The sequence below is a fragment of the Natrinema versiforme JCM 10478 genome (genome assembly GCF_000337195.1).
GTDB classification, from domain to species: Archaea; Halobacteriota; Halobacteria; order Halobacteriales; family Natrialbaceae; genus Natrinema; species Natrinema versiforme.
In genome coordinates this window covers 67,945-94,789 of record NZ_AOID01000027.1, presented here as the reverse complement: position 1 = coordinate 94,789, position 26,845 = coordinate 67,945, and the positions used below count along the sequence as shown (strand labels likewise).

Genomic DNA, 26,845 nt, shown 5'->3' with positions numbered 1-26,845 from the left:
GAATCGGGCACGTTCGTCCGATTATGACTCGCTTTGATGCCGCCGAGCCCGCCGCGCGACGGAAACTGTACGTCGACGCTATCACCGCCCATCGCGAGCGCGGGAGCGGATTCCTCACGCTCGAGGCCGACGGGAACGACCTCCGAGAGAATGCGGACCCCGAGGAGCCCGTCGAACTCGAATCCGAGGAAGAAACGAACGGTGACCTACCCGAACTGGGCGTTCCATGGGTTCAGTTCGGTGATGGAATGATCAACGTCGACTGCACCGACGAAGAGCTAGACGTGTTGAAGACCGTCCTCGGCGAGTTCCCGGCGTTCAAAATCGACGAACTGAATCGGCCCGAAGAGGCAGATGGAGTGAACGTCCGGATCAGCGCGAAAGCGGACCCCAACCGGATCGCCCAGTTCATCGACGATATCTTCCGTGAGGTCTACGACCTTCCGTCGGCGTTTCGCGCCTGGGTCGTCGAGGTGTGAGTCGACGGCGACCGATCGACCCGTGACTGACGACGAGCAGCGCGATCGCGTGACGATCCCGCGTCGGTGATCGAGCGCATCACAGCTAACGCACACCGGGCCATATGTTACAAATATGGCTAATATCCGAGAGAGTGTTTCACTCGAGCCGAACTAGTTCGGGGTAATGCGCATCTGCTGAACAAAGATGTCGCCACGGAGAGGCGATAGAGACGTGACAGCGACAGAAAAAAGAGCATCGGGACCAACAGCACAGTGATGGACAGCACAGACGGACCCCATCCCGAAGCAAAAACAGTGGTCCGCCGGACGGTCGCCGACAGACGGTATCAGTCGGGCGGTTTCCAAATAGATAAGTGGCCCCAGCGATCATCCTCCGACATATAACTGGAGTTCAAAAGAGGTGAATACAATCATCAACCTACTGACGACCCCGATGCAGACACGTGTCGACGTGTTCGAGCAGATCTTCCTGGTCTTCCTCGGACTGGGTGCGCTCGTCGGTATCGTCGTGATCACGTATACCTTGTACAACGCGTACAAGTACCGTGATACCGGCGACGCCAGCGATGACGAAGATCTGCCATCCGTCGGGGAGTTACCGACAGGCGGAAAGGGCGGTAAGAAACTGTTTCTCTCGTTCGGTCTCAGTGCTATCATCGTCATCTCGCTGGTGATCTGGACGTACGGGATGCTCCTGTACGTCGAGGACCCCGCCGATGAGGGCGAGACAGCACAGGAAGAGGCGCTGAACGTCGAAGTCGTCGGTGACGGCTTCGCGTGGAGCTACGAGTACGAAAACGGCGTCGAGCCGATTAACCTCCGCGTTCCCGCCGGTGAGCGAGTCTGGATACAGGTGACATCGGGCGACGTCTGGCACGCGTTCGGCATACCCGAGCAACGGGTGAAAGCCGACGCTATTCCGGGCGAATACGATGAAACATGGTTCCAAGCGGACGAGACCGGTGACTACGAGATCCAGTGCTACGAACTCTGTGGCGAGTACCACACCTCGATGGTCAGCACGCTCACCGTCATGGAACCCGACGCGTTCGACCAGTGGATGGCCGACCAGTTGACGATGTCGTTCACCATGGAGGACGGAAACGAGTCCCGCGTCACCGAGGGCTACGAACTCACGCTCGATCATCAGGAGACTGACTTCAACGAGACGTACACGGCCGACGAGTTCGAGAACGGATCGATCACGATCGACGAGCTCGACCACGCCGGACCCTACAACGTGACGGTGACGCCGACCGACGGCCAGTTCGAGCCGATCGAGGAAACCGGCGTGAAGAGTCCGACCGACGACACCTTCACGCTCGAGATGAACGCGACGGAAAGTAATGCCAACGAAAGCGACGCCACCAACGGAGGCGAGAACTGATGAGTGACCTTCCGCCGATGCGATCGGTCAAGCGCTGGTTGGTCACGACCAATCACAAGGACGTTGGGATCCTCTATATCTCGACGTCGATCTTCTTCCTCCTGTTCGGTGGCCTCCTCGCCTTGCTGTTCCGGACTCACCTGTGGGAGGCCGGCGGTACGGGACTGCTCACGAACGATCAGTTCTACCAGGCCGTCTCCGCACACGGACTCATCATGGTGTTCTGGTTCTTGTCACCGATCGCGAGCGGCTTCGCGAACTACTTCGTCCCGCTCCAGATCGGTGCAAAGGACCTCGCGTTCCCCCGTCTGAACGCCCTGAGTTACTGGTTCTACCTGTTCTCGGGGATCCTGATGGGGATCTCGTTCTTCCAGGGCGGTTCGTTCTCCGGCGGCTGGACGATGTACGCCCCGCTGAACGTCCCGACCTACACGGGCGCGATGCAGGCGATGACCGGCGGGAACGCGACGGTTCTCGCGTTGACCCTGTTCGTCATCTCGATCACGATCGGGTCGGTGAACTTCCTCGTGACCATGCACCGGTCTCGAGCGGAGGGGCTCGGCCTGTGGAACATGCCGATGTTCTCCTGGTCGTGGCTGCTGACCATCTGGATGATGCTCTTTGCCTTTGCAGCCCTGCTGGCAGCGCTCCTGTTGCTGTCGGTCGACCGGCTGTTCCTCACGCAGTACTTCGCGACCGATCAGGGCTCGAGCCTGCTGTGGGCGCACCTATTCTGGTTCTTCGGCCATCCGGAGGTGTACATCGTCTTCTTCCCCGCGCTGGGGATCATGTTCGAGACGTTCCAGACCTTCACCGGACGACGACTGGTCGGCCGGAAGTGGGTCATCATCGCGATGGTCCTCGTGGCGGTCCAGTCGTTCCTCGTCTGGATGCACCACATGTTCCTGTCGACGATCAACCTCCCGATCAAGACCCTGTTCATGGCGACGACGATCGGGATCTCGCTGCCTTTCGACCTGATGGTCTTCGCGCTGATCTACACGATGGTCAAGGGCCGGGTTCGGTTTACGACGCCGTTCCTGTTCTCGCTGGGTGCGCTCGTCCTGTTCATCCTCGGCGGCATCACGGGCGTGTTCCTCGGTGCTGTCGTGCTTGACTACGAGTTCCGTGGCACCTACTGGGTCGTCGCTCACTTCCACTACGTGATGGTCTCGGGTGTTACCGCACTGGTCGGTGGCATCTACTACTGGTGGCCAAAGATCACCGGGAAGATGTATTCCGAGCGGCTCGGCAAACTCAACTTCGCGGTCTACTTTATCGGGTTCAATCTGCTGTACTTCCCGATGTTCATGGCCTGGGAGACGCCGCGACGGGTCTTCCACTACGCCGAAAGCGCACAGCTCTACCACCAGCTGGCGACCGTCGGGGCCTTCGTGTTCGGTGCCTCGTTCCTGATCATGTTCGTCACGCTCGGCAAGAGTCTCGTCTCGGGCCCCGACGCACCCGACAACCCGTGGACGTACTCGCGAACCGCTGAATGGGCGATTCCCTCGCCACCGCCGCTCGAGAACTGGCCGGACCGGCCAAGCTACGCCAGCGGCAAGCTCGAGTTCGTCGACGACACCCCGGCCGCGACCGACGGCGGCGTCGCACACGGACAGGACGCTGCCGGTGTGTCCGCTGCGAGCCACGAGGAAGAACACGCCGACCACGCCAGCATCTGGCCGCTCGGCATCGGTGCCGCGACGTTTACCTTCTTCCTCGGACTTAGCGGCATCACGCCCTACGTCTTCTCGTTCGTGGAGTCGCACATCCACAGCGAGGTCGGCGACTTCGTGACCCTGACGTCGGCACCCGAACAGAACATCATCTATCCAGCGCTCGTGGTGCTCGGACTCGGAATGCTCGCCATCACGCTGTTCCAGTTCGGCCGCGAGCAGTTCGATGCGCCCGAGATGGCCGTCGCCGAACGCTGGCCGTTCGGCGGCGTCAGCAACGAGAAGATGGGCGTCTGGGTCTTCCTGGCCTCGGACGTCGTCGTCTTCGGTGCCGCGATCGGGGCGTACGTGTTCATGCGCATCCACATGGGCTGGAGCAACTGGCATCTCGACGCCATCACCGAAGCCGGCCTGTTCAACACGTATGTGCTGTTGACCTCGAGTTTCACGGTCATCCTCGCACACGTGATGGCCGAACGCGAGAACAAGAAGGGGCTGCTCGGCGCACTCAGCGCGACGGTCCTGCTTGGCCTCGTGTTCATGGGCGTCAAGGCCTTCGAGTACAGCAGCAAGTTCGCTGACGGCCACTACTGGTTCAGCAGCATCGAATACTCGCTGTACTTCGTGACGACCGGCATGCACGCCCTGCACGTCATCCTCGGGCTGCTGGTCGCGCTGTTCATGATCTACCGGGTCGTCTCGATCGACGCCTACCTCGAGGATCACATGCCGGTGGAGTACTTCGGGCTCTACTGGCACTTCGTCGACATCGTGTGGGTCTTCCTGTTCCCACTGTTCTACCTGATGTAGCGCGCGTCGCTGCATCGGATTCCGCGGTATCGTTTTGTCGTTTTCCTCGTTTCGACTGCTCTCAGAGATCCATCAGTCGTCGACATCGACACGTGGGGGAGCCAGCGTGATCGGACAGCGAACGCACGGATTAGAGCTGAACTGACTCGAGCGAGATCGACACCCTAGACGATCGCCCGCCAGTCGGGTCAGTCAGAAGCGGGTCGCCAATCGGAAGGCACGCTTTGAGAGGGACGCCGAACAGGCAGCTGCTATCACAGGAACTGTCGCTCGAGGCGGAACGCGGGCTTTCGAAGCCCGACGGAGAACGCGGTTCAGTTAGCGACCGCCGTGCCGGCCCCGACGCGTAGCGAGAAGAGCCACGCCGAGGCCGACGGCAACGACGACGACGCTCCCGACGAGTACGGGACTCGACGGCGGCCCGAGGTCGGTACTCGCAGATGGATCGTCGGTCGGCTCGTCCGCCGTCACGGGTTCGATACTGGTGCGGGCAGCGACGAGCGCGTCGGCGGCAGCGCTCGCGTCGACGATGCCGTACCCGTAGCGGGTATCCACCAGGTCACCGTCGACTCCGGCCGTCTCACTGTCGGTCGTGTAGCCCTCCGGCACCCGGGCCGTTTCCGTGAGCACCGCCTCGATCTCCTCGGGCGTCGCGTCGGGTTCGATCGACAGCAAGAGCGCGGCCGTTCCGGAGACGTGCGGCGTCGCCATCGACGTTCCCGGCATCGATTCGTACCCGCCGTCCGGGACGGCGCTCGTGATCGCGACGCCGGGCGCGACGACATCGGGAACGACGTACGACGGGGGTGCCGCCCAGTCGTCCGGTGCCCGTGCCCATTCGGTCCGGTTGACTCGCTGTCCGCCGGAGAACGTGGGCACGGCACCGTTCCGGTCGACTGCGCCCACGCTGACTGACTCGTAGACGTTCCCGGGAGAGCCGGACGTTTCAGCCCCCTCGTTCCCGATCGCCGCGACGACGATCGCACCGCTCTCTCGCGCGTTTCGGACCGGATCGATGAACTGCGAGTGTTTTCCCGTCGCGCCGAGGCTCAGGTTGATCACGTCGGCGTCTTCCCGCACGGCCCATTCCATCCCGGCGACAATCTGGGCGAACGAGCCACTCGTGTCGCTCAGAACGAGCCCGTGAAGCAGCTCCACCTCGGGGGCGACGCCGATCGCGGTGCCGGTCGTCGCCCCGCCCGCGACGGTCCCGCTGACGTGCGTCCCGTGCGTGCCCGTATCGTGTGGCGTCGACCCCGCGACGCGCTGGCCGGTCGCGTTGAACTCCGCCCAGCCGCCGGGATACGTCGGATCGGACGGATCGTCGGTCGCGAGCTCGAGGTCGGGATGATCGACATCGATCCCAGTATCGAGGACTGCGACGCGGACGCCCTCGCCCCGCGCGTCGTAGGCGTCCCAGACGGGGGACGCGTTCAGTTGTGCAAGTCCGTTGGTCGTTCGTCGTTCGGCCGCCGTGGGGGACGATGCCGTCGCCGACGCCGTCGCGTTTGCGCGGGTCGGCGGGTCGGGAACGGTCACCGCGAAGTTCTCGTGGACCGCCTCGACCGCGTCGAATCGCTCGAACGTCTCGTACTCGACCTCGCTCGTGTCGACGGTGATCAGCACGGCGTTCGTCAGCCAGAACGTCTCTTCGATGGAGACCCCCTCAGTCTTCCGAACGTAGTCGAGGAGCGGATCCTGCGTCGTCTCAGCATGGGTCTCGAACCGTCGTTCCGCCGCGCCATCGGTGGCCGTCTCGGGGACGGTCGCCTCCTCGAGTCGAACGACGACGTCGACGGTCGTCCCATTTTCGGGAAGGTCCTCGTCGATCACGATCGAATCGTCGGCAGTAGTCGACTGTGACTCGGCGTCGACCCCCGCTTCCGCGCCGAGCGCGACGGGTGCGAGAACGGACGCGAACAAGAGAGCAGCGACGACTGCGAGGACAGAGAGGGATACCGGACCGAAGCGATCGGACGCCATGATACGGTCACTGGGTAGTCACCGAATAAAGAGATTCTGGAGACCCAACTACTCGGGGGCCTCGCTTCCGTCGCGATGGCTGACTTCCCCGCTCGAGCGTCGACTACCCTGCCCAGACCAGCGCGTAAATGAACGTAAACAGGAAATAGACGAGGAAGACCGAGATGGCCGCCTTGAAGTGGAACGTAAAGAGGTCGTACTCCTCGTCGTCGCGTTCCTCGTCGAAGGCGTCCCGTTCGGCCTCGGAACGCTCTTCGGGGTGGTCGACGCCGATGTGAAAGGTCGCGTATCGCTCGGCTCGGAACGGCTGTCCGCAGTACGGACAGGTCGCCTCGGGAGTTTCGTCCGCGGGAACCTCGTACTCTCGCTTGAGCGTTCGATCGATCGGCATTCGGTCGACCGTTATGGCGGCGCGAGGAAGTGTTTGCCGGTTAGGGCTCGAGCCGCGGCGGGCTGGCGGCAGGTTAGCTCGGAACGTACGGCGGATCCATCGTTCCCTGCGAGACGAGATACAGGCTCACCATCGTAAAGAAGACCATGACGACGATGAGCGGGAACTGGCTCCTGATCGCCTGGAGTTTTCCGGGGAACAGGTCGAACGAGACGGTGTGTGCGACCCACACTGCGAGGACGTGCCCGAGCAGGATACCCGCGATCTCGACGTAGCCGAACCAGCCCGGCAGCGCGTACCGAGTCGGGTTCGGCGGCGGGTCCAACGGCATCGCGAGGGCGTCGAACAGCGCCGGCGACAGCGAGAGCCCGAAGCCGACGTAGTGTGCGAGGTGATAGCCGGCCGCGATGGCGAGCAGCGGCGCGGCGAGTCTCAACCCGAGGTACTCGCGGGAGAGGTACGTCTCGGCTCGCTCTCGGGTCCGGTCGATGGCGATCCAATACACCTTCCAAAACAGGGCGAAGCCGCCGACGAGCAAGAGCAGGTAGACGAGTACGGGTGGCAGTCCGATCCCGACCAGCGCCTCGATGGTCCGGACGCCGATCGGCGTGACGATAAAGCCGCTGTAGGTCAGTTCCCAGACCAACGCGAGTACGAAGGCCACGAGCGAGCTGTCGGTGACGAGATCTGTCTCGCCCAACCGCGATCCCGGATACCGGAGCTCGAACCCGTCGTCGGTCCGCTGAATCGGGGCGACGGCCCCGTAGAGCCGGAACCACAGCGAGAGGGGGTCGCCGCGTTGGAACCACGTCTCCGGCGAAAACACGACCGCACTCGAGATCGTAAACAGCGAGTACATGACGAGGATGGCCAACAGCGCCCGCGGCGACGATGTCAGGGGGGCGACGACCTCGAGCCAGACGAAGGTTAGCAGCGCCACCACGGCGGGCCAGGATTTGTAGGCCGACGGATACTCCTCGTAGCCGTTGGGCAGCGCCGATGCGATCCGTCGCCACGGATTGAGCGCCGGCCACGGGTTCCCGACGGTGTAGGTAGCGATCGTCAGCAGTGCGCGCCCGCCGACGAAGGTTACCAAGACAGTCGCACTAACCAGTCCGATGTTCGGCCCGGCGACGCCGGCGGCGAAGATGAGCGCGAGGCCGAGGAGCCCGATCGCGCCGAACAGGAGCGAGCCGGCGGCCAGCAGCCGGTCGACGGAGGCCTCGAGCGCGCGGTCGTGGTAGGTGCCGATGATCCCGCGGTCGGTGACGAGCATCGTCAACAGCGCCGAGGCACCGACGGCACCGCCGCCGGTCGCGAGATAGAGCCACGTCGGGACGCTGACGTCGCTGCCGCCGCCGGCGAGGCCGGACGCGACGTTGCTCGCGGCGGCGAGACCGGCTCCGGCGGCGAGGGCGACGAGCGCGAGCGCGAGAACGATACCGGTTCGGCGAGCGAGAGCCGACCGTCCACTCATTGTCGGCGTTTCGTTCCGGGGGTCCATCTACGTGTCGCTTCGCCGCCGATCGGCCGACGGAAGTCGTATGAGGAAGGTATAAGTATCCGTCACCCACATTCCCCACTAATGGCGAGCATTCGGACGTACAGTCTGATCTACGTGGCACTGTTACTGTTGGCGACAGGGAAGTTCGTCTTCTTCCACTTCCCCGAGATCTTCAACTATCAGATGGCAGTCGGCGGGACGATGATTCTCGCGGTCATCAAGGTCTCACTGATCGCCGGCTACTTCCAGCACCTGAAAGACGAGCCCCGGTCGATCACCTACCTGATGCTCACCGCGGTGTTCATGGTGTTCCTGCTGACCCTCGCCGCAGGGTACTCGATCCAGTAGGGCTCTCGTCAACGCCGACCCTTTCGGATCGAATCAAGCGTTCTCTCGCCGTCTTTCTCGATCTCGTCTTCGTTGCTTCGACTACTACGCGGACTTCCGTCGTCGAGGGCTCTCACTCCGCCTCACGAGTCCGTTCGGTCGCCGACATCCTCCGCAGTGCGTATCTCGGCTTCCGGATCACCGTCGGTCACGTCGTCCGGATCGACATCGACATCGCGAGCCGTTCGCTCCTCGCTCGGCTCCGTCTCCTCCGATCGCGCTACCCGCTCCGACGATTCAGTCCCCTTCGTCGCCGGTTCCTCGGTCTCGTCCATCTCCCTGTCGGATCGACGCGTGCCCCGCCCTCGACGGTGTCGTAGTACTCGTTGTCCACGATCGATTCCGACTCCTCGGGTCTGCCGGCGTCGGCATCGCGGTCCGTTCGGGCAACGTCAGTTGCCGCCCCCGCGTCAATCACCGATTCCGGCCCGGCGACCGAATCGCCGCTCACCCGCGGCTCTGCGCCGTCGCCCCGTTCGTCCGAACGGCCGTCATCCGCCTCGGCTGCGGATCCGTCGTCCGGTTCGACGCTCTCGGCCGAAAACGCCGCGCCGATCAGGACGGCGTCGTCGGTGATCTCGTCGACGGCATCGCCCTCGAGCGGCACGATATCGCCGGATGCGGGCTCCCAGTCGAGGACGGCTTTGATCGAATCCGTCAGCTCCGGCTCCGGATCGATGTGTGCGGTCTCCCCGTCGACAGTGGCGACGGTTCCGAGCGTTTCACCGTCCGCGCTCTCGACGGGCTTGCCGATCTCGTCGTCGGTAAAGGTCGGACTCATACCTGGGGCTAGTCCAGTGATCGGGAACCCGTCCCTGCCTGCACGGACCGGGATCGATACCGGCGAGGATCGAAACGGGACCGATGGCGGTGCTACGCCAACTCGAGGGCCGCCGATAGATCCGATTCGATGGCGTCGACCTTGCTCCGGTCGTACAGCGCCGCCGCCGGATGGAACGACGGGACGACGATCCGTCCGTCGTCTTCGAACTCCTCACCGTGCAGGTCGGTGATCGTCTCGTCGGTGTCGAGGATCTCGGCCGTCGCGAAACTCCCCATCGGCACGAGGACGGTCGGATCGACGCGTTCGATTTCGGCGTTCAGCACCGGCCACCACGCCTCGATCTCGTCGACGTGCGGATCGCGGTTCTCCGGCGGGCGCACCTTGACGAGGTTGGTCACGTAGCAGTCCCGCCGATCGGCCCCGATCGACTCGAGGGCCCGATCCAGTTGCGAACCGGCTTGGCCGACGAACGGCTCGCCCTGTGTGACTTCCTGGCCACCGGGTGCCTCGCCGACGAGCATCACGTCCGCCGACACCGGCCCGACGCCGGGGACGAACCGCTCGGGATCGAACTGGTCGTCCGGGACCGCCTCGAGTGCGTCCGCGAATACTGTCTCGAACTCCCAGTCGGTCGCTGGCTGGTCGGTCATCGTGTGGCGCTACAACGGTCGCGGGAAACACCCTTTTGCTGCTTGTTCTACGAGACAGTCGGTCTAGTCGACGTATCGAGAGCCAACGCCGAACCCGTCGCGATGTACTGTCCAGGATATCGACGACCAGTCTCACTGATCCGTTCTCGAGTCGAACCACGCACATGCACCCGGTAACGGTTTCCCTTGAGCGGGCAGAGAGAGCGGATATGCCATTCACGCCGCCGGTCGAGTGTCCGATCTGCCGGGAAACCCTCGCCCTCGATCGAACGCTCGAGGATCATCTCGTCGGCTCCCACACCCAACGCGAAGTCGCTCGCCGGCTCGCGGCCGTCCGCGAGCGGGCCGAAGTACGATCGGTTTCGGACTGAACGTAAGTCGCCGACTTCGGTGGCGACTGCAGTCGCTCATGAGACAGCGAACGGAAAAGAACCGAGATGGCAGATGGCCGTTATTCGCCGCCGCCGAACATCTGGCGCATCATCGGATGCATTTCCATCATCTGCTCCTCGGCGATCTCCTCGTAGAGCTTGTACGTGATGGAGACGGCCAGCAGCAGGCCAGTTCCGCTCACACCGCCGATGGTGCCGAGCATGTTTGCCCAGACGGCCAGCAGACCGACCAGTGCGCCGCCGATGACGGTCACTTGCGGAATGTACCGCTCCATGACTTTCTCGATGACGCCGACGTTCTGTCGGAAGCCGGGGATCTGCATCCCGGAGTTCTGGATCTGCTTTGCCGTCGATTCGGGGCCCATATCGGTGGTCTCGACCCAGAAGATGGCGAAGATCGCGCCACCGACGACCATGAAGGTGACGTCGATGCCGATCCGGATCATCACTTGCCACCACTCCTGAGCGACGTTCGCACTGAACCACATCCAGTCATCGGGCGAGTAGATCGGGGCCACGTAGTAGAAGAACCCGCCGGTTGGCTGGCCCTGCTGTGAGTAGGTCCCGAGCCAGCTGGGCATGCCGGCCCACTGGCTGTTCATGATCTGGCCCATGAACTGGACGTTCGCCTGCACAGCGCGAACGAGGATCATCGGCAGGACGCTCGCGTAGATGAGCTTCACGGGGAAGCGACCGCGAGCACCCTTGACCCGCGCGTGGCTCAGCGGGATCTCGACGCGGACAGATTCCGCGTAGACGACGATCCCGAAGATCAGCACGGTCGTCAGCAGGGCGATGATGTGGCCCTCGTTGATCAGCAGCGTTTGCAGACCGCTCGTCGAGATGAGCGAGCCGACTTCGACTTGCCCCGTCAGAATGCGGTACCAGTCGAAGAAGAACCCTCCCTGAGAGGGCTGGACGAGTCCGGTGACCAGTCGCTGGCTCACGCCGGCGATAATGAACAGGCCGATCCCGCTGCCGACGCCCCACTTGCTGACGACCTCGTCCATGTAGAGGATGAGGACACCGCCAACGAAGATCTGGGCGAACATCAGCAACTGGACGCCCGTCTGATCGAGCGCGAACCCGCCGAGTTGCAACGACTGCTGGGCTGGCAGGAAGCCGCCGGCGAACACCATCGGGAGCCCGGTCAGAATCACCATCGCGACGACCAGCAGCTTCTGGAGGCCCTGATAGAGGACTTGGTCTGTCTCTTATACACATCTCTGAGCNGATGCTCGCGGTGACGATCGGTCCGATACCGACCTGCAACACCGACCCCTGAGAACCGGCGAGGATCGCACGGAACTCGCCGAAGAGGTCGGTCGCCTGACCGGACTGCAGACCGAACAGCGTGATGTTCGTCAGGAAGAAGTACAACATGAGGATGCCCGCCGTCCACATCAGCTTCCGCTTGAAGGGGACGTGCCCCTCCGGACGGCGCACTGCTGGCATCCGCGTTAGGACCGGTTCAGCGGCTTCCTTCCATCCCATATGTTATTCCTCGTCCTGGTCGTCGTCGTCGTCGTCCTCCTGGCCTCGCTCCGAGACGACTGCCTCGCCGCCGGCAGCCTCGAGTTTCTCGCGAGCGGCATCGGAGAACGCGTCCGCCGTTATCTCGAGCGTGTTCCGGACCTGTCCGGAGCCGAGTACCTTGACCGTGTCGACCTCGTGGCCGTCCTCGACGATATCGCGTGCGTCGAGTCGATAGCCGCCGTCGGTCTCCTCGGCGAGGTCATCAGCGACGTAGAGGATCGCGTCCTCGTCTAGCTTCTGGACGTCGATCTCCGCGACATCCTCGCGGATGTCGTGGGGTCGCTTGAAGCCGTGTTTGCCCTTCGGTTCGTAGTTGTGGAACTCGTGTTTGCTGCGCCCGGCACGGCCGCGGCCACCACGGTGGCCCGCACCGCGTCGGTTCTTGTGGGAACCGCCGCTGTGGGTTCGCGATCCGCGCTGGCGTCGTTTTTTGCTCGTCATGGTTATCGCATCGATTCTAGGAGGTCGTTGATCTCCCCTGTTGTATGCTTTCCGAGTTGGCCGCCCTCAACGGTCGGCTTTTTGATACCCTCGTGACCCCCCCGCGGTGGGTGAAGTCGAAGCGTCGGTGACAGTCCCTCGTCACGAAGTGTCGTCTCCTCGGAGAGGAGCGCCTCGGCGAGATCGCCGAAGCCGTCGTAGGCCGTGTTGTCGGCAAGCCACTCCTCGTCGACATCCGACTGCGTGCCCTCGAGGGGCTCGGCTCGCTTCGCGAGCAGGGTCTCGAGTACCTCGGCGTCGGGCTCGCCGACGGCGACGTAGTCGTTGACCTTCGCGATCATCCCCTCGTAGGCGTCGGTCTCGGGGACGAGCGTGCAGTGGTTGACGTTGTGGATGTTGAGCATCGACAGGGTGTCTTGGACGTCTTCCTGTCGATTCACTTCGCCGCGGATCTGAACGATTGCCTTCATCACTCGCTCACCTCAGCTCGCTCTCGGTCCGGCCGTCGCTGCGGATGGCGCGACTGCGAGGCGTTCTCGAGTGCGTTGTAGGTCGCCTTAGCCAGGTTTACCGTCGTTCGGGTGTTGCCGTGGCTCTTGGTCCAGGCGTTTTCGATCCCGGCCAGTTCGAGGACGTGACGGACGGTGTCACTCGCAGCCAGCCCCAGCCCTTCGGGGGCGGGGATGAGCTCGACTTCGACGGAGCCGGCTTTGCCGGTCGTCCGTCGGGTCAGCGAGTGTGGCCGGTCCGAGCGGTCCTCCCAGGACCCCGAACCGCGGGGGACCTGGATCATGTTCAGCTTCGCGATACCGATCGCCTTCTGGATGGCGGACCCGACCTGATCGTCGCGGCCTTCGGCGTAGCCGATGAATCCGTTTCGGTCACCGACGGCGACGACGCATCGGAACTTCACGCGTCGTCCGGAGTCGGTCATCCGCTGGACCATGTTGATGTCCAGCACTTCGTCTTCCAGTCCGGGAAGGAGCTGGTCGACGAGTTCGGGTTCCTTCAGCGGAAGTCCCGAGTTGAGGGCGGTCTCCATGTCCTCGATTTCGCCCTCTTGGACCTTCCGACCGAGACGGGTGACGGGTTCCCATCCGCTGTCGTTGTAGTTGTTTCCACTCATTCGAGAATCGCCTCTCGTACCTCGTCGAAGTGTTCGGGGAGGTCTGTCGCGTCGAAGTCACCGCTGTACAGCGGCTCATCGAGCTGTTCTGCGTACTCGGCGATGTGCTCGCCGCGGGTGCGCGACCAGTCCGCGAGCACGCTGTCGTTGTGCGGGATCTCGAGGCCGGCGTCGATTGCGCCTTCCTGTACCGCGAACACCTTGTTGCCGGGCGTGGCCGTGTTGAGACCGATGTCGAGGACCGCTTCCTCGAGACCTGCCTCGACGGCTCGTTGGCCGGCCAGCAGGCCGGTCAGATACGCCGCGGAAATGTTGCTCGTGGGTGCGTCCCAGCCGTACTCCGCCAGATCGCTCGAATGTGCGCTCGCGAGCGTCTCGTCTCCCTGAGGTCCGGGAGTGATCAGCTGCGCCGTAGTGTGCTTGTTGCTCTTGCGAGCAACCAGGCGGGGCTTCCCCGATTTCAGCAGGCGCAACCTCTGGTGGTAGTCCGTCCGGACCTCACGGCGACGCCGCATCGGCACTTTGTATCGTGGTCCTGTCGCCATTATTGGTCACCGTAGTTTTCGTCGATGTAGTTCAACAGGTACCGGACGCTACGGAACTCCCCGCCGCCAGCCTTCTTGTAGAGCTCGCGGTACTGCGTGGGCGTCAGCTCGCCCTTGTCGCGGAGTTCGCGCAGCTTCCGTCGCTGTGCGCGAATCTTGTTCTGCCACTCGTCTTTCTCGTCTTGGCGTGCGCCCTTCTTGCCGCGGCGCTTGCCCTGGCCGTTCTGGTGGCCGTAGGCGCGCTTGGCGTTCCGTTCGCGGGCGCGGCCACGAGAGTTGCCCTTCGCGTCGGCGGCCTGAATGCGACCATCCTCAACGAGTTCACGGATCTCGTCGCGGGTGATCGCTTCGGCGATATCGCCTTGGGCGTCGGGATCGAGCCAGACGCGGTTCTGACCGACGTCTAAGACATCGGCTGCCAGTCGCTTCTGTGCGGTCAGATCAGTCATTGGATTCCACCTCGACTTCCTCGTAGGTTGGGTTCAGGACGCGAACGTCCTGCTCTTCGGCGAGCTCCTCGATGCGTTCGCGCTTGCGCGCGCCGACCGAGGACGAGATTCGGACCGCCTCTCGAGAGCCGTCGACGCCCTCGAGATCGTCCGTGTTCTCGACGTAGACCTCTTCGAAGCCGCTGGGGTGTTTGCCGCGGACGGCTTTCGGCGTTCGGAAGCCGGCCTGGACTTTCGGCCCTTTGCCCTTGACGCCGCGGCGCTGCTTTGACAGCTGGCCGCGGGGTCGTCGCCAGGATTCGGGCGTCCGCTTTTTCTTGTGGTAGTCCTGTCGGTTGAACTGCGGCTTGCCCTCGCTTTTCCGTCGGTTGAGGAGTCGCTCCTCCTCTTCGGAGAGGTCGGGCGTCTTCTCGGTCAGCCCGCGGGGCTGCAGTTCGGTTTCGACGTCTTCGTCGGGTTCCGCGTCTTCGTCGACGCCTTCGTCTTCGATTTCGGCCTCGGTCTCCTCGGTGACCTCGAGGTCACCGACGTCGGCCTTGATACGAGCGGCGAGTGCGTTCCCGACGCCTTCGGCTTCGGCCAGGTCGTCCTGGTCCGCTTCCTTGACGTCCTGAATGGTCTCGAAGCCGGCATCGCGCAGCGCGTCTGCCTTGCTCGCGCCGACGCCGCTGATGTCTTCGAGTTCCTGTGGGTCGTCCGATTGATCGTCTGCCATCTATCAGGCACCTCCTTTCGCGGGCTTGGTGGTGATATAGACCCCGTCCTGGAAGACGCGGGTGTCCTTGCCGCTGACTTTCGTCAACTGCTCGATGTCGGCCGCCGTCTGGCCGACATCGTCCTTGCTGGGGCCGGAGAGGACGATCTGCTCCTCGTCGACGGTAACCTCAGTCTCACCGTGGATAGTCGTTCGTCGCGGTGCCTTTTCGCCGAGGAAGTTCTCGATGACGACATCGTCGCCGTCCACGCGGACCTGCATCGGGAAGTGAGAGTAGAAGACTTCCATCTCGTACTCCCAGCCCTCGGTCACGCCGTGGAAGGCGTTAGTGATGTGGCTCTCGAAGGTGCCGACGGTCGAATTCGTCTTCGCGTCCTCGGCACCGCTCTCGATTACCACCTGGTCGTCGTCGGTTTCGACGGTCACATCGGGGTACCAGAGACGGCGCGTAACAGCGCCCTCCGGGCCCTCGACGGTCACATCGAAACGGTCGACCTCGACGGATACGTTCTCGGGGATTTCCAGTTCGACTCGCATGATTAGTAGACGTATGCGATCACCTGGCCCCCAATACCCTGGTCGCGCGCTTCGTAGTGGCTCATGATGCCACTGCTCGTCGTGACGACGAGGGCTCCGAAGTCTCGAGCGGGGAGATAGCGCTTCTCCCACTTCTCGAAGTCTTCAGCGCCAGCAGCGTAGCGGGGCTTGATGGGGCCGCACTCGTTGATCGCTCCTTTCAGTTCGACCTCGAACTGACCGGCTTTGCCGTCGTCGACGTACTCGAAGCCGTCGATGTACCCGCGGTCGTAGAAGACCTCGAGTACGCTGCCGATCTCGTTCGAAGCGGGCGTTACCTCGTGGGTAAGATGACCCACACTCTCGGCGTTATCGAGTCCCGAGAGCGCGTTGCTGAGTGGATCGTTCCCGGTCATATTATCGGTACTTCCTGAATCCCATGTCGCGGGCGATCTCGCGGAAGCACTGCCGGCAGAGATTGATGTCGTACTTCCCGACAAGTCCCTGCTCGCGGCCACAGCGCTGGCAGGACTCGGCCTGCCCCGTTCGCTTTGCCGCGTGCTCGCCCGTGCGGTCGTTTTCTTCTGTCTCGCTTTCACTCATCGTCCGTGCCCTCCACGCTCACGTCGAAGTTGGCCTCGAGGAAGCCGATGGCGTCCTCGGGGGTCAGTCGGTGCTTCGAGGGGATCGAACGGGTGGCCTTATCGCGCTTGGCGATGCGGTAGCCCGGACGAACCAGGTTAACGGTGACGTCCAGCCCGTAAATCCCGACGTTCGGGTCGTACTCCTGGCTGGGGAAGTCGGTGTGTTCCTCGACACCGAAGCTGAAGTTCCCCGTGTCGTCGAACTGCTTCGCCGAGATATCCGTCAGCGGGAGCGACTTCTCGAGGAACTCGTAGGCGTCCTCGTCGCGAAGAGTGACCTTCGCGCCGATCGGGTCGCCCTGACGAATACCGAAGTCCGGTTCGGTTCGCTTCGCCTGGGTCCGGACGCTTTCCTGACCCGTGACTGCCTCGATGATGTCCTCGGCTTTGCCGAGTTCGCGGCCACCTTGACCGACGCCCATGTGGACGACGACCTTCTCGACGCGCGGTTCGCGCATCTCGTGGAAGTCGCCGCTGGGCTCGCTTTCACTACTCATCGTCATCACCCGCGCTCACGGTTCCACCGTTCGCGTCACTCGACGACGAGTCGTCACCGGTGAAGTTCTCGTCGATGACGACGACGTACTCTTCGACGGTTTCGAAGCCGCCGTCGTCGGTCGAGACGCCGACGCTGTTCGAGCCGCTGCCCGGGGTAACGTCGATCGCGTCGATCTCGCCGACCTTGCCGCCGTGGTTGCCACGGACGGCCGTCACGAGTGCGCCTTCCTCGTAGGGGAAGTGTGCGACGACGGACTTGTCGTCGTTGTCGATGACGATCGAGTCCTTCGGACTGTAGTCGTCGTCGACGATGACGTTCGTCCCGTCGTGGAGCGTCAGCTGGGTGTCGCCGCCCGACACTTGCTGTTTGCCCGTGATCTTGCCGAGGCGGCTCTGGGCCGCATCCTCGTCGATCTCGGTCAGCGCGAGCCGACCGCCCTCGTCGGGGAAGACGCGGTAGTACTCCCCTCGCTCGGGGAACGCGACGATGTCGAACATGCCGATCGGGCGCTGTTCGTCGTTGATCGCGTCGCCGTTGATGAGGATCGAGTCCTCGGAGAGGGCGTACCGTGCTTCCTTCCGCGAGTCCACGTAGCCGAGCACGTCCCGCAGGAGGACGACGAGCGGCACGCCGTCTTCGCCGTGGGGACCGGCGTCGGCCTTGACCGTGAAGGTCTCGGTCTTTCGCTCGACCGGCCAGGACTTCGGTACCGATAGTCGTTTCTGGTGTTTCGTCATTCGCTATCACCTTCGAGACGCGCCTCGCGACGCTCGTCCTCGAGGTCGAGGTCCGTGATGCGGACGTTCGACGGGTCGAGCGGCCGCGGCACTTCCTCGCCGTCAGCCGTCTCGACGGTCACGTCCTCGACGTGGATGGTTCCATCCTCGAGGATCGCGCGGATGACCTCGGCTTCTTCGCCGGCGTGGTCGCCACGCATGACCTCGACCGTGTCGCCCGCGTTGACGCGGGTTCGACGGGTGTCGTACTCCTCACGGAGCTCGTCGGACAGCGTCGCGTGCAGCTGCTTCTGTCGCTGGTGCAGCGGCGCGCGTTCCGTCTGGATTCGCTGTTTGTGTGGTTGTTCAGTCATATCTATACGATCATCGTCGCCGTGCTAGCGATTGCTCCGAAGCGTTCTGCGACTTCGCGGGCGATCGGCCCCTTGATCTCCGTGCCGCGGGGCTCTTCGTTCTCGTCGATGATGACCGCCGCGTTGTCCTCGAACTTCAGTCGGGTGCCGTCGGGCCGGCGGATCGACTTCCGCTGGCGGACGACGACGGCCTCGAGGACCTGTCGGCGCATCTCCGGGGTACCCTTAGTGACCGAGACGGTCACCTTGTCACCGATCCCCGCCTTCGGCTGGCGGTTCTTGGTGCCGTGGTAGCCCGCGACGCTGATGACCTTGAGTTCGCGTGCGCCGGTGTTGTCGGCACACGTGATCAGGGAGCCCTTCTTCAGGCCCTGGGTGACGTCGGCTTTCATCGCCTCCATCACTGATCACCCTCTTCGGCGGCGGCGAGGTCCTCGTCGGAGAGCGCCGGCTCAGGCTCGGCCTGGCTGGTCAGCTCCGCGAGGTCCTCGGCAGTCGCTTCTTCGGTTACTTCGACGACCACGTGCGATTTCGTCTTCGACAGTGGTCGGGTCTCTGCGATCTTGACCGTGTCACCGACCGAGAGCGGCTCGAGCACGCCCGGTACGTGTGCCGGGATGCGCGAGCGTCGTTTCATGTGTCGGTCGTACTTCGGGACCGCCACATCGTACTCTCGCTCGACGACTACGGTCTTGTCCATGTCCGTCGAGACGACCGTCCCTTCGAGGATCTGTCCTCGAACGGAGAGTTCGCCGTAGAACGGACACTTCTCGTAGTCGTATTCCTCCGGGTTTTCCGGTTCCGGAGGGGTTTCAACGTCTAGTCCTATTGCCATGGTGAGTCACCACTCGTTTCCGTGCGTCGGGCGGGTCGTGAGAGCAGCCGCGATCCATCGACCGTAACGTAGGCTACATCCTCGCCAGCAGCGCGACGGCGGTCCCGTGCGGGGCCGTCGTCGCGACAGCCGGCGGCATCGCCGCCGGCTCGGTCCGCCGTGAGCGAGGATCGATCCTCGGACATCCCAGCGGGTTCAGTGTTGGCCAGTTTGGACGCAGTCCCCGAGGACTTCGCGTCCTCGGCGGCGTCATCTGTGATCGCGAACTCGAATACCGAGCCCGATTTCGGCACCATCACGACCCGAGATTCGCCGTCAGTACGAACCTCTATCGAGAGCGTCTTCGTCGTCTCGATGACGACGCGGCCCTCCAGACCGACCCGCGAGGAGTCGTCGCTCTCGACGACTCGCACGGGGAGTCCGTTGAGTTCGTGTCGCGGCAGCGTCTCGGGTGTCAGTGCCATTGGTGTGTGGTTGTGTTATTCGGCAGTCGCTTCTACTTCGTCGTCCAGGTCGCCTTCCTCTCGCTGGATCGTCTTGATCCGCGCGACGGTGCGGCCCAGTTCGCCGATGCGGCCCGGATTCTCCGGGGCACCACCGGCTGCGAGAACGGACTTCTGGTTCAGCAGTTCGGTCTCGAGTTCCTCGAGTTCTTCTTCCCGCTCGGCGGGCGTCATGTCGCGGATCTCTTCGACGTGGAGGATCGCCATCAGGCGTCACCTCCCTCGTCCGGGTCTGCTTCGTCCGTCTCCTCGTCTTCCATCTCCTCGACGAGGTCTTCGGCTTCCGCTTCGACGTCTTCCTCGAGTTCCTCGAGTTCTTCTTCGACGTCTTCGTCGCCGTCGGGGACCTCGACCTCATCGAACTCCTCGTCGGCGTCAGCCTCGACTTCTTCTTCGATGACCTCCTCGACGACGTCCTCGTCGAGGTCGGCTTCCTCGTCGGTCTCGACGGTCTCGTCGGCCGCGGCCTCGGCACCGCTTTCGGCGGCCTCGGCGTCCTCGGGTTCGCCTTCGAGGAGTTCCTCGACACCGCCTTCCTCGTTGACTTCGACCGCGTCGGGGACGATCTCTTCGGGGTCCATGTCTTCGTTGACCTCGAAGTCGTCGGGCAGTTCCGCGCCCGGCGGGATGATCTTGACGTCGACACCGATGGTGCCGAGTTTCATGACCGCGACGCCCTGGCCGTGGTCGACGACCGTTTCGGCGGGCTCGCCGTTGTGCTTGATGTAGCCGCGGTTGAACTTCTCGACGCGCGATCGCGCGCCGGTGACCTTCCCGGAGAGGACGATCTCCGCGCCGAGCGCGCCGGCTTCCATGATCCGGTCGATCGTCGTGTGACCGGCCTTGCGGAAGTACCAGCCGCGCTCGAGTGCGTTCGCCAGTCGGTCCGCGACGATCCGTGCGTTGAGGTCGGGTTCTTCGACCTCTTGGACGTCGATCTGGGGGTCCTCGAGGTTGAACCGCTCCTCGAGGGCCGTCGTGACCTTCCGGATGTTCTCGCCGCCTTTGCCGATGACCATCCCGGGCTTTTCCGCCTTGAGGACGATCTGGGTTCCCATCGGCGTCTTGGCGACGTCCATACCACCGTAGCCTGCGCGGCCGAGCTCTTCTTGGAAGAACTCGTCGATCTGGGACCGCTGCAGGCCGTTCTCGATGAATTGGTGTTCGTCAGCCATTAGCTATCACCTGCTTCGTCCTCGTCGACTTCTTCGACGACGATCTCGACATCGACCTGCGGCGTGTTCCACGAGGAGGCACGCCCCATCGCGCGGGGCTTGCGGCCCACGGACTCGCCGACCTTGTGGGCGGCGACGTGGACGATCTCCATGGACTCGCCGTCGAAGCCCTGATGATCTGCGTTGGCTTCGACGTTCTCGAGCAGATCGAGGAACTCGCCGGAGACCTTCTCCGGGTACTTGCCGGCGTCCCAGCCGTCGACGTCGGAGCGGTGACCCGCGCCGGCGTTGTGGGACTTGAACGGAACCGACTGTACCTCGTCGATCACGTCCTGAAGGTAGGCCTTCGCGTCGCCGACGGTTCGGCCCTTGATCTCGCGTGCGACCTCCTTGCTGTGCTTGTTGCTCATATGACGCTCCCGAAGCATGGCTTTCGCCGTGGCGTCGGGGTCGGCGTCGACTGAGTAGTTGATTCCCATACGATGATCACTTCAGTGGGACGAACTTCGACGATCGGGTCGCGCCGATACCGGCCTGACCGTGCTCGACGGAGGTCCGGGTAAGCTGGAACTCGCCGAGGTAGTGGCCGATCATTTCGGGGTCGACGCGAACGCGCTCGAACGCCTGTCCGTTGTAGACCTCGAAGGTCATGCCAACGAACTCCGGCAGGATCGGCATATCCCGCAGGTGCGTTCGAATCGGGTCGTTCGCCGTCTCTTCTTCGCCCTTGTTGCGGGCCTCCTCGAGAAGTTTCTCCTTCTCGGTGGAGAGACCGCGCTGGATACTTCGCCGCTGTCGTGCGGGTAGCAGTTCCACAACCTCGTCGAGCTCCAGATCCTGCAGCTCCTCGAGCGTGTGGCCGCGGTAGGTGAACTCACCTTCACGGCCGGTTCGGTACTCCTGACTCATTTGTTTCCACCTCGGCCGGTGCTTCGGGACGCGATGTCACCGACCTTCCGTCCCGGCGGGGCGTCCCGCGAGACGGACTTTGGCTTGCCGGGGTGCTGTCGGCCGCCGCCACCGAACGGGTGGTCGACGGCGTTCATCGCGACACCGCGGACGCGAGGCCACTTGGTGCCCCGAGCCTTCATCTTGTGATACTTGTTCCCTGCCTTGACCATCGGCTTCTCCGTTCGGCCACCGCCGGCGACGACGCCGATGGTGGCGCGACACTGCGGATCGAGGCGCTTGACCTCGCCGCTGGGAAGCTGGATGACCGCCGCGTTGCGGTCGTGCGTGATCAGGTCAGCATTGGTTCCCGAGGCTCGAGCGAATCGACCGCCGTCGCCCTGGTTGGCCTCGACGTTACAGACCGGCACTCCTTCGGGAATCTCCGCGAGCGGGAGCGTGTTGCCGGGCTTGATCTCAGCGCTGACACCGACCTGCAGCTCCTCGCCGACGGTGATGCCTTCCGGCGCGAGGATCAGTCGCTGATCCCCGTCTTCGAACTCGACGGCGGCGATCGGCGCGGATCGGGCCGGGTCGTGTTCGATGTCGACGACCGTGCCGCGGATGATGTCGTCTTCTTCCTCGTTCTTGTGTTCGAGTTCCGCCTTGTAGCGGTGGGACGGGGCACGGAACGTGGAGGTCCCGCGACCGCGTCGTTGTCCTTGAATGCGTCGTCCCATTCTCAGAACACCCCGATTCGCGAAGCGACTTCCTGTGCGTCGTCCTCCTCGGCGAGGCGGACGATCGCTTTCTTTTTGCCGTTCATCGTTACCTGCGTGTTGATGTTCTCAACCGAGATTTCGAACCGCTCTTCGACCTCGTCCCGAATCTCGGGCTTGGTCGCGTCCGGGTTGACGACGAACTGGAGCTTGTTCTCGAAGTCCATGTCGTTCATCGCCTTCTCCGTGACGAGCGGGTGTTCGATGGCCGAGCTCATCGGTCGGCCACCTCCTCGAGTGCGCTCTCGGTCCAGACGGTCAGCCGTCCCGGCTGTGCGCCGGGCGCGAGATCCTCCGCGTTGACCTCTGCGGCGGTCGTCACGTCGGCACCGGCGAGGTTCCGAGCCGCTCGTGACGGGCCGGTCTCGCTCGAGGTGACGAAGAGGATCGACGTCGGCGTCTTGTACTTCCGGCCGCGGGCTTTCCCTTGACCGGAGCGGACGCTCCGACCCTCGTCGGCGCGTTCGATGTCGTCTTCGAGGCCGGCTGCCTCGAGGAATTCGACGACTTCCTGTGTCTTGTGGAGGTCCTCGAACTCGTCGTCAACGACGACGGGAGTCTCGACGTCTTCGTCGAACTCGTGGCCGCGCTCGGCGACGAGTTCGGCGTCGGTCGTCGCAGCGATGGCGCTGCGGACGGCCAGTTTCTTTGCTTTCGTGTTGATCGATTCGGACTGGTCCTTCTCGGCTTTCGGCGGGTGTGCCTTTCGTCCCTTAACGGCCTGGGGGACGCGGCGTGCGCGACCCTCCTGTCGTGGGACGTGGGCCATACCGCGGCCGCTGCCGAACGATTCGGCCGGCGTTCGAAGGCCGGCGAACTCGTCGGAGCCGTAGTCCTGTTTTCGGTTTGCCTGCGCGGCGCGCACGGCGCGGCCGATCAAGTCCGGGCGGTAGTTGGTCTCGAAGACCGCCGGGAGCTCGACCGTGCCCGCGTCCGAGCCGTCCAGGTTTCGTACTGTTGCGTCCATGTGTTATCCCTGGTTGGATGCGGTGGAGACGTAGCGCACCTCGGGATCGAGGCGCGGCTGGTCTCCGGGTCGGATCGCCGGACGGAAGCGCACGAGGCGCTGTTGCGGTCCGGGGAGCGAGCCCTTGATCAACGCGTGCGGGCCGTCGACTTCGCCGTAGTTGACGAAGCCGCCGTCGACCGTCGCGTCTGCGCCGTCGCCGATGTCGACGAGGCGCTTGTTCAGTTCCGTTCGCTGGTGGTAACCGGTCTGACCCTGCTGGGGAACCGTCGACCGAACGCGGGACGGGTTCCACGGGCCGAGGTTACCGATGCGGCGACGCCAGCCCTGCCGGGCGTGCTTGCCCTTGCGTTTCTGGACGCCCCATCGCTTGACGGGACCCTGGGTCCCTTTCCCTTTCGTGACGCCGCTTGCGTCGACGTACTCGCCAGCGCGGAACACGTCGTTCATGACGTGTTCGCCACCGTCTGCGACGGTCTCGAGGGCGAACTCGACGCGGTCGTCGACGGAGCCGCCGCCGACGCGCGTTTCCATCACGTCCGGTTTCTTCTTGGGTACCGAGGGAACGTCCCCCGGGACCGTGTGGGTGATGACGCGGACGTCGTCGACGCGGCCCTCCTCGAGGAGGCCCCGAAGCTCGTCTTCGGAGGCGTCGGTGTCGTAGTCGTCACCGGGAAGGTCGAGAACGCGATCGAGTTCGGGAACGAACTCGTCGGTCCAGACCTCGGTTATCGGCTTCATACCGTACGGCGTGTCTTCGTATGCTCGCAGTGCGACGGCGCGCATCGGCGGCGTCTCCACGATCGTCACAGGGACGGTCTCTTCCATCCCTTCGGTCGGCGAGTTCGCTTTATCGTCGACCATGACGACGTGGGTCATGCCGGCCTTGTAGCCCGCGAAGCCCTGGAGCGTCGGCTGTCCGTCAGTGTCCGGCCACGAGTTAAAGCGTGGGACCTCGCTGGTCGCACGCTTTCGTGGGCCGAACCCGAGTGAGCCTTTGCGTGGTGTATTTGCTTGTGGCATTCTATCACTCTCTCAGTGAGAGGGGAGCAAGCGTCGCGAACAGAGCCTCCTCCGTTCGGACGACCTCGCTTCCCTGATCCGGAACCGTGTTTAGCCAGAGGTCGAACCCCGGATCGGCAGTGGGTTCGACTCCGTTATCGGCCGCGTCGCCTTGTCCGGACGACGCTTCGATGGCCGATTCCTCGATTCCGAGGATAGCCGGCAGCCCTCTCTCGGGCGCGCCGAAGGCAACGGTCATCCCGTCGCGCTTGGTGCGTCCGGCCAGCGTCTCGAGCCGCCCGACGGTGAGATGTTCACCGAATCGGGAGGCCGCGATGCGAACGCCGGCGTCCTCACGGCCGAGTGCTGCCCGCAGGTCCGTCTGCTCGATCGAAAGCCCCGGAAGGGGTTCATCGACGAGCTTCGCCCGGACCGGTCGTCGCGAAGAGATCCTGACGGTCACGCGCTCCCCCTCCTCGACCGCCATTTTCGGCGGTACGTTGAGGGAGATCGGGTGTTGCAGTCCGCAATTGACCCGGACGCGCCCTTCAGGTCCGACCTCGGTCACGATTCCTTGTCTTGACGACCCCGAACCGGTAGATTCGGAGCCGGTCTGTGACATGGCGCGGAGCGGCGGCAAGACGCCCGCGTACTCCAGTTCGTCCCGCATCCCCCATGCCTCGTTGCGGAGGTAGGGGGGCGTTGCGGCGTATCGCAGTACGGTGCTTACGAACCCGCCGTCGAACTGCCCGGTTTCCCCATCCCGATCGGGATAGACGACCAGGCGATCAGCACGGAAGATCGTCGCCGCGCGGGCGACGTATCCGAGTTTGCGAGTGGCCTCGCGTTTGTCCTCGGCTTCTCGGCTGAGCGACGACGGAACGAGTACGCTGACAGTCATGCCGAAACGCTTCGGCGCCGCGTCACTAGACTGTAGCGATGTATTGCGGAGAGGGTCTTAAAAGAATAGCGGATTCGATCCCGGCTGTCAACGGCTCACACCCCCGAATTCGTGCCGAACGGACACACACTCAGTCACGATAACTAGTCACAGTCGGCCACGGTGGAGCCAGAGAAAATTGCTGGAAAGAGCCTGGATCGACGGATCGGTGGCTCGAAAATCGCCATGCGTAGGCATGCCGAAGCTCCCCCGATTCGCAACCCTTATACATCCATCCGGCAGTAGGTATGAGTGCAACAGGGCGCTGGTAGTGTAGTGGTATCACGTGACCTTGCCATGGTCACAACCTGGGTTCAAATCCCAGCCAGCGCATTTCTCTGAATTCAACTCCACAAGCGGTCGCAGTAGCGGAGTGGGAACTCCCAGGAATTCAGGAAGCCGTTCTGGATCTGAACGAGAGAAGCGGACTGCTTTCGACAAGCAAACTTCTCGAAGCCGCTATTCTCGAGTCCAGACCAGCGACGGTATGAGACGCTGGACCTGTTAGGTAGAGAGGGTATCCGCTAGAAGGCTGAACAGTGTCGTCGCTTTGACTTCTAGTCATCGGTTCGTTATGTATAAATAGATGAGGGGCAACCGTCTATTTGCACTCGCGAACGAGTGGCGGTCGAACGCGCTGGTAGTGTAGTGGTATCACGTGACCTTGCCATGGTCACAACCTGGGTTCAAATCCCAGCCAGCGCACTTTTACGGCGAACAACTTCGGCGAGCACCGCGTAGCGTGTGCTCGCCATCCGTGAGCCGTAACGTCGTACTGGATTTGAACGAGAGAAGACGCAGCCCGCACAGCGAACGGAGTGAGCGAGCAGGACCGTCTTCGCGTTGTTCAAATCCCAGCCAGCGCACTTCTCCGAATTCAATCCCGCGAGCGACCGCGCTGGCGTGTCGCGAGTCCCCGACGAATTCAGGAAGTGGTTCTGGATTTGAATCAGGGAAGCGTTCTCCGACCGCGGTTCAAATCCCGGTCAGCGCGACTCGAGTGTGACCTACGCCGAGGGTTCCCAGACGCGACACCAGTCGACGACGGTTTCTTCCTCCCACGGCTGCGAGAGGTCGGCGGAGCCGATCCGGTTCACGTGGTTGCTGAACATGAGGTAAAACGGTGCTGCGCCGTTGGTCGTCGCCAGCGCGTCCGCCGTCTCGCACGCGCCGACGTGTTCGCCGTTGAAGTAGAAGGAAATACTGTCCTCGAGCCAAGCACAGCCGAAGACGTTGAACGATTCGGTGAGTGGCTGTGCCGCATTGTGTACGACCGGCGACTGACTGTGGCTGGCTGCATCGCCGACCTGATTGGCGTAGTGGACGTTGTAGTGTGCCTGCGTGAGGTCCGCGTCGCTGTCTTGGAAGAGTTCGATGAAATCGAGTTCGGGCGGCCAGAGATCCGAGTTCGGTTTCGCCCAGAAGGCCGGCAAGACCCCCTGTCGCGCCGGCAGTTTCATGCGGGCTTCGAAGTAGTGGCCCGGCCCGAACGTTTGGCGATCTCTCGTATTAATCGCTCCTTGTCGGACATCGGACGTGCCGCCACCGCCGTGGGTGATCTTGAGCCGCAGGGCGTCGTCGACGACGACGTTGTCCTCGCTCACAGTGGCGTCGTCGTTGTCACAGTCGGTTCCCCATCCGAAGCCGATTCCCCAGCGATCCTCGTCGAGAGAGGAGCCGTCGAACGGTTCGTCGAGTGCTAGAGACCAGTCGCGGGACTCCAACGGCGAGGTTCCCGCATCCGCC

36 protein-coding genes, 2 tRNA genes and 1 pseudogene are annotated in these 26,845 nt (G+C 63.4%); 7 read left to right on the top strand and 32 right to left on the bottom strand.

Features of this window, described 5'->3' with window-relative positions:
- Positions 1-23: 23 nt before the first annotated feature.
- The 3 genes from C489_RS09430 to C489_RS09420 all read left to right on the top strand — a co-directional run bounded on the left by C489_RS09430 (position 24) and on the right by C489_RS09420 (position 4,358).
- Entirely contained in the window at positions 24-479 is a 456-nt protein-coding gene (locus C489_RS09430) for a hypothetical protein (RefSeq protein ID WP_006431006.1), read from the top strand.
- Positions 480-882: 403 nt separating this feature from the next.
- Positions 883-1,869, top strand: a complete 987-nt coding sequence (coxB, locus tag C489_RS09425; protein WP_049890747.1) for a cytochrome c oxidase subunit II — start codon at positions 883-885, stop codon at positions 1,867-1,869.
- The gene (locus C489_RS09420; RefSeq protein ID WP_006431004.1) at positions 1,869-4,358 is read left to right on the top strand and encodes a cbb3-type cytochrome c oxidase subunit I; all 2,490 of its coding nucleotides are present in this window, start codon (positions 1,869-1,871) and stop codon (positions 4,356-4,358) included. Before coxB ends, C489_RS09420 begins: the two co-directional genes overlap by 1 nt.
- Positions 4,359-4,676: 318 nt before the next feature.
- On the opposite strand, the gene C489_RS09415 is transcribed toward C489_RS09420, so the two are convergent.
- The 3 genes from C489_RS09415 to C489_RS09405 form a co-directional block, all read right to left on the bottom strand.
- On the bottom strand, positions 4,677-6,341 hold the full coding sequence (locus tag C489_RS09415; protein ID WP_006431003.1) for a S8 family serine peptidase: 1,665 nt from the start codon (positions 6,339-6,341) through the stop codon (positions 4,677-4,679).
- Between the two features lie 103 nt (positions 6,342-6,444).
- Positions 6,445-6,732 (bottom strand): DUF7410 domain-containing protein, encoded by a 288-nt coding sequence (locus tag C489_RS09410; protein ID WP_006431002.1) that lies wholly within the window; start codon positions 6,730-6,732, stop codon positions 6,445-6,447.
- Between the two features lie 73 nt (positions 6,733-6,805).
- On the bottom strand, positions 6,806-8,209 hold the full coding sequence (locus C489_RS09405) for a hypothetical protein (RefSeq protein ID WP_049890760.1): 1,404 nt from the start codon (positions 8,207-8,209) through the stop codon (positions 6,806-6,808).
- A gap of 108 nt (positions 8,210-8,317) precedes the next feature.
- Here C489_RS09405 and C489_RS09400 point away from each other — a divergent pair, with 108 nt between their 5' ends.
- Positions 8,318-8,584: a cytochrome C oxidase subunit IV family protein gene (locus C489_RS09400; RefSeq protein WP_006430996.1), complete on the top strand. Its 267-nt coding sequence runs from the start codon at positions 8,318-8,320 to the stop codon at positions 8,582-8,584.
- Positions 8,585-8,706: 122 nt separating this feature from the next.
- Here the strand turns inward: C489_RS09400 and C489_RS21560 are convergent, their stop codons facing one another.
- The 3 genes from C489_RS21560 to C489_RS09390 all read right to left on the bottom strand — a co-directional run bounded on the left by C489_RS21560 (position 8,707) and on the right by C489_RS09390 (position 10,057).
- The gene (locus tag C489_RS21560; protein WP_152423139.1) at positions 8,707-8,898 is read right to left on the bottom strand and encodes a hypothetical protein; all 192 of its coding nucleotides are present in this window, start codon (positions 8,896-8,898) and stop codon (positions 8,707-8,709) included.
- A complete protein-coding gene (locus tag C489_RS09395) occupies positions 8,844-9,404 on the bottom strand; it encodes a hypothetical protein (RefSeq protein WP_006430995.1) in 561 nt (186 codons plus the stop codon). The genes C489_RS21560 and C489_RS09395 overlap by 55 nt, the downstream gene beginning before the upstream one ends.
- 92 nt (positions 9,405-9,496) lie before the next feature.
- Positions 9,497-10,057 carry a uracil-DNA glycosylase gene (locus C489_RS09390; RefSeq protein WP_006430994.1) on the bottom strand — a complete coding sequence of 187 codons (561 nt, stop codon included), beginning with the start codon at positions 10,055-10,057 and terminating at the stop codon, positions 9,497-9,499.
- A 209-nt stretch (positions 10,058-10,266) separates the two neighbouring features.
- Between C489_RS09390 and C489_RS22135 the strand changes: the two genes are divergently transcribed.
- The gene (locus tag C489_RS22135; protein WP_006430993.1) at positions 10,267-10,428 is read left to right on the top strand and encodes a hypothetical protein; all 162 of its coding nucleotides are present in this window, start codon (positions 10,267-10,269) and stop codon (positions 10,426-10,428) included.
- Between the two features lie 80 nt (positions 10,429-10,508).
- Here C489_RS22135 and secY read toward each other — a convergent pair.
- From secY to C489_RS09265, 25 genes and pseudogenes are all read right to left on the bottom strand, one after another.
- Positions 10,509-11,943: pseudogene (gene secY / locus C489_RS09385) on the bottom strand (preprotein translocase subunit SecY).
- 3 nt (positions 11,944-11,946) lie between these two features.
- Complete coding sequence (locus C489_RS09380) at positions 11,947-12,426, bottom strand: uL15m family ribosomal protein (protein WP_006430991.1); 480 nt, start codon at positions 12,424-12,426, stop codon at positions 11,947-11,949.
- Between the two features lie 2 nt (positions 12,427-12,428).
- On the bottom strand, positions 12,429-12,896 hold the full coding sequence (locus C489_RS09375; RefSeq protein ID WP_006430990.1) for a 50S ribosomal protein L30: 468 nt from the start codon (positions 12,894-12,896) through the stop codon (positions 12,429-12,431).
- On the bottom strand, positions 12,896-13,552 hold the full coding sequence (locus tag C489_RS09370; RefSeq protein ID WP_006430989.1) for a 30S ribosomal protein S5: 657 nt from the start codon (positions 13,550-13,552) through the stop codon (positions 12,896-12,898). Before C489_RS09370 ends, C489_RS09375 begins: the two co-directional genes overlap by 1 nt.
- A complete protein-coding gene (locus C489_RS09365; RefSeq protein WP_006430988.1) occupies positions 13,549-14,097 on the bottom strand; it encodes a 50S ribosomal protein L18 in 549 nt (182 codons plus the stop codon). Before C489_RS09365 ends, C489_RS09370 begins: the two co-directional genes overlap by 4 nt.
- Positions 14,097-14,546, bottom strand: coding sequence for a 50S ribosomal protein L19e (locus tag C489_RS09360; protein WP_006430987.1), 450 nt, complete (start codon positions 14,544-14,546; stop codon positions 14,097-14,099). The genes C489_RS09365 and C489_RS09360 overlap by 1 nt, the downstream gene beginning before the upstream one ends.
- Positions 14,539-15,261, bottom strand: a complete 723-nt coding sequence (locus tag C489_RS09355) for a 50S ribosomal protein L32e (protein WP_006430986.1) — start codon at positions 15,259-15,261, stop codon at positions 14,539-14,541. The genes C489_RS09360 and C489_RS09355 overlap by 8 nt, the downstream gene beginning before the upstream one ends.
- Positions 15,262-15,264: 3 nt before the next feature.
- Positions 15,265-15,798, bottom strand: a complete 534-nt coding sequence (locus tag C489_RS09350; protein WP_006430985.1) for a 50S ribosomal protein L6 — start codon at positions 15,796-15,798, stop codon at positions 15,265-15,267.
- 2 nt (positions 15,799-15,800) lie between these two features.
- On the bottom strand, positions 15,801-16,193 hold the full coding sequence (locus tag C489_RS09345; RefSeq protein ID WP_006430984.1) for a 30S ribosomal protein S8: 393 nt from the start codon (positions 16,191-16,193) through the stop codon (positions 15,801-15,803).
- 1 nt (position 16,194) lies between these two features.
- The gene (locus tag C489_RS09340; protein ID WP_006430983.1) at positions 16,195-16,380 is read right to left on the bottom strand and encodes a 30S ribosomal protein S14; all 186 of its coding nucleotides are present in this window, start codon (positions 16,378-16,380) and stop codon (positions 16,195-16,197) included.
- Positions 16,373-16,918: a 50S ribosomal protein L5 gene (locus C489_RS09335; RefSeq protein WP_049890758.1), complete on the bottom strand. Its 546-nt coding sequence runs from the start codon at positions 16,916-16,918 to the stop codon at positions 16,373-16,375. Before C489_RS09335 ends, C489_RS09340 begins: the two co-directional genes overlap by 8 nt.
- Positions 16,911-17,657, bottom strand: a complete 747-nt coding sequence (locus C489_RS09330; RefSeq protein WP_006430980.1) for a 30S ribosomal protein S4e — start codon at positions 17,655-17,657, stop codon at positions 16,911-16,913. Before C489_RS09330 ends, C489_RS09335 begins: the two co-directional genes overlap by 8 nt.
- Positions 17,654-18,010 carry a 50S ribosomal protein L24 gene (gene rplX, locus C489_RS09325; protein ID WP_006430979.1) on the bottom strand — a complete coding sequence of 119 codons (357 nt, stop codon included), beginning with the start codon at positions 18,008-18,010 and terminating at the stop codon, positions 17,654-17,656. The genes C489_RS09330 and rplX overlap by 4 nt, the downstream gene beginning before the upstream one ends.
- A gap of 2 nt (positions 18,011-18,012) precedes the next feature.
- Positions 18,013-18,411, bottom strand: coding sequence for a 50S ribosomal protein L14 (locus C489_RS09320; protein WP_006430978.1), 399 nt, complete (start codon positions 18,409-18,411; stop codon positions 18,013-18,015).
- On the bottom strand, positions 18,411-18,845 hold the full coding sequence (locus C489_RS09315; protein ID WP_006430977.1) for a 30S ribosomal protein S17: 435 nt from the start codon (positions 18,843-18,845) through the stop codon (positions 18,411-18,413). Before C489_RS09315 ends, C489_RS09320 begins: the two co-directional genes overlap by 1 nt.
- Positions 18,836-19,309, bottom strand: a complete 474-nt coding sequence (locus C489_RS09310; protein ID WP_006430976.1) for a ribonuclease P protein component 1 — start codon at positions 19,307-19,309, stop codon at positions 18,836-18,838. Before C489_RS09310 ends, C489_RS09315 begins: the two co-directional genes overlap by 10 nt.
- Before the next feature lie 15 nt (positions 19,310-19,324).
- Positions 19,325-19,555 carry a 50S ribosomal protein L29 gene (gene rpmC, locus C489_RS09305; protein WP_006430975.1) on the bottom strand — a complete coding sequence of 77 codons (231 nt, stop codon included), beginning with the start codon at positions 19,553-19,555 and terminating at the stop codon, positions 19,325-19,327.
- On the bottom strand, positions 19,555-20,523 hold the full coding sequence (locus C489_RS09300; protein WP_006430974.1) for a 30S ribosomal protein S3: 969 nt from the start codon (positions 20,521-20,523) through the stop codon (positions 19,555-19,557). The genes rpmC and C489_RS09300 overlap by 1 nt, the downstream gene beginning before the upstream one ends.
- Positions 20,523-21,002: a 50S ribosomal protein L22 gene (locus tag C489_RS09295; protein ID WP_006430973.1), complete on the bottom strand. Its 480-nt coding sequence runs from the start codon at positions 21,000-21,002 to the stop codon at positions 20,523-20,525. The genes C489_RS09300 and C489_RS09295 overlap by 1 nt, the downstream gene beginning before the upstream one ends.
- A gap of 7 nt (positions 21,003-21,009) precedes the next feature.
- Entirely contained in the window at positions 21,010-21,432 is a 423-nt protein-coding gene (locus C489_RS09290; RefSeq protein WP_006430972.1) for a 30S ribosomal protein S19, read from the bottom strand.
- Positions 21,429-22,151, bottom strand: coding sequence for a 50S ribosomal protein L2 (locus tag C489_RS09285; RefSeq protein ID WP_006430971.1), 723 nt, complete (start codon positions 22,149-22,151; stop codon positions 21,429-21,431). The genes C489_RS09290 and C489_RS09285 overlap by 4 nt, the downstream gene beginning before the upstream one ends.
- A 2-nt stretch (positions 22,152-22,153) precedes the next feature.
- Positions 22,154-22,408 carry a 50S ribosomal protein L23 gene (locus tag C489_RS09280; RefSeq protein ID WP_006180020.1) on the bottom strand — a complete coding sequence of 85 codons (255 nt, stop codon included), beginning with the start codon at positions 22,406-22,408 and terminating at the stop codon, positions 22,154-22,156.
- Positions 22,405-23,157, bottom strand: a complete 753-nt coding sequence (gene rpl4p / locus C489_RS09275) for a 50S ribosomal protein L4 (protein WP_006430970.1) — start codon at positions 23,155-23,157, stop codon at positions 22,405-22,407. Before rpl4p ends, C489_RS09280 begins: the two co-directional genes overlap by 4 nt.
- A gap of 3 nt (positions 23,158-23,160) precedes the next feature.
- Positions 23,161-24,180 (bottom strand): 50S ribosomal protein L3, encoded by a 1,020-nt coding sequence (locus C489_RS09270; RefSeq protein ID WP_006430968.1) that lies wholly within the window; start codon positions 24,178-24,180, stop codon positions 23,161-23,163.
- A gap of 4 nt (positions 24,181-24,184) precedes the next feature.
- Positions 24,185-25,060, bottom strand: coding sequence for a putative RNA uridine N3 methyltransferase (locus tag C489_RS09265; protein WP_006430967.1), 876 nt, complete (start codon positions 25,058-25,060; stop codon positions 24,185-24,187).
- A 301-nt stretch (positions 25,061-25,361) separates the two neighbouring features.
- On the opposite strand from C489_RS09265, the gene C489_RS09260 reads away from it, so the two are divergent.
- Together C489_RS09260 and C489_RS09255 are read left to right on the top strand one after the other, a co-directional pair.
- Positions 25,362-25,432, top strand: a tRNA-Gly gene (locus tag C489_RS09260).
- 301 nt (positions 25,433-25,733) lie between these two features.
- Positions 25,734-25,804: transfer RNA gene (locus tag C489_RS09255), tRNA-Gly, on the top strand.
- A gap of 302 nt (positions 25,805-26,106) precedes the next feature.
- On the opposite strand, the gene C489_RS09250 is transcribed toward C489_RS09255, so the two are convergent.
- Positions 26,107-26,823, bottom strand: a complete 717-nt coding sequence (locus tag C489_RS09250) for a glycoside hydrolase family 16 protein (protein WP_049890745.1) — start codon at positions 26,821-26,823, stop codon at positions 26,107-26,109.
- Positions 26,824-26,845 lie beyond the last annotated feature (22 nt).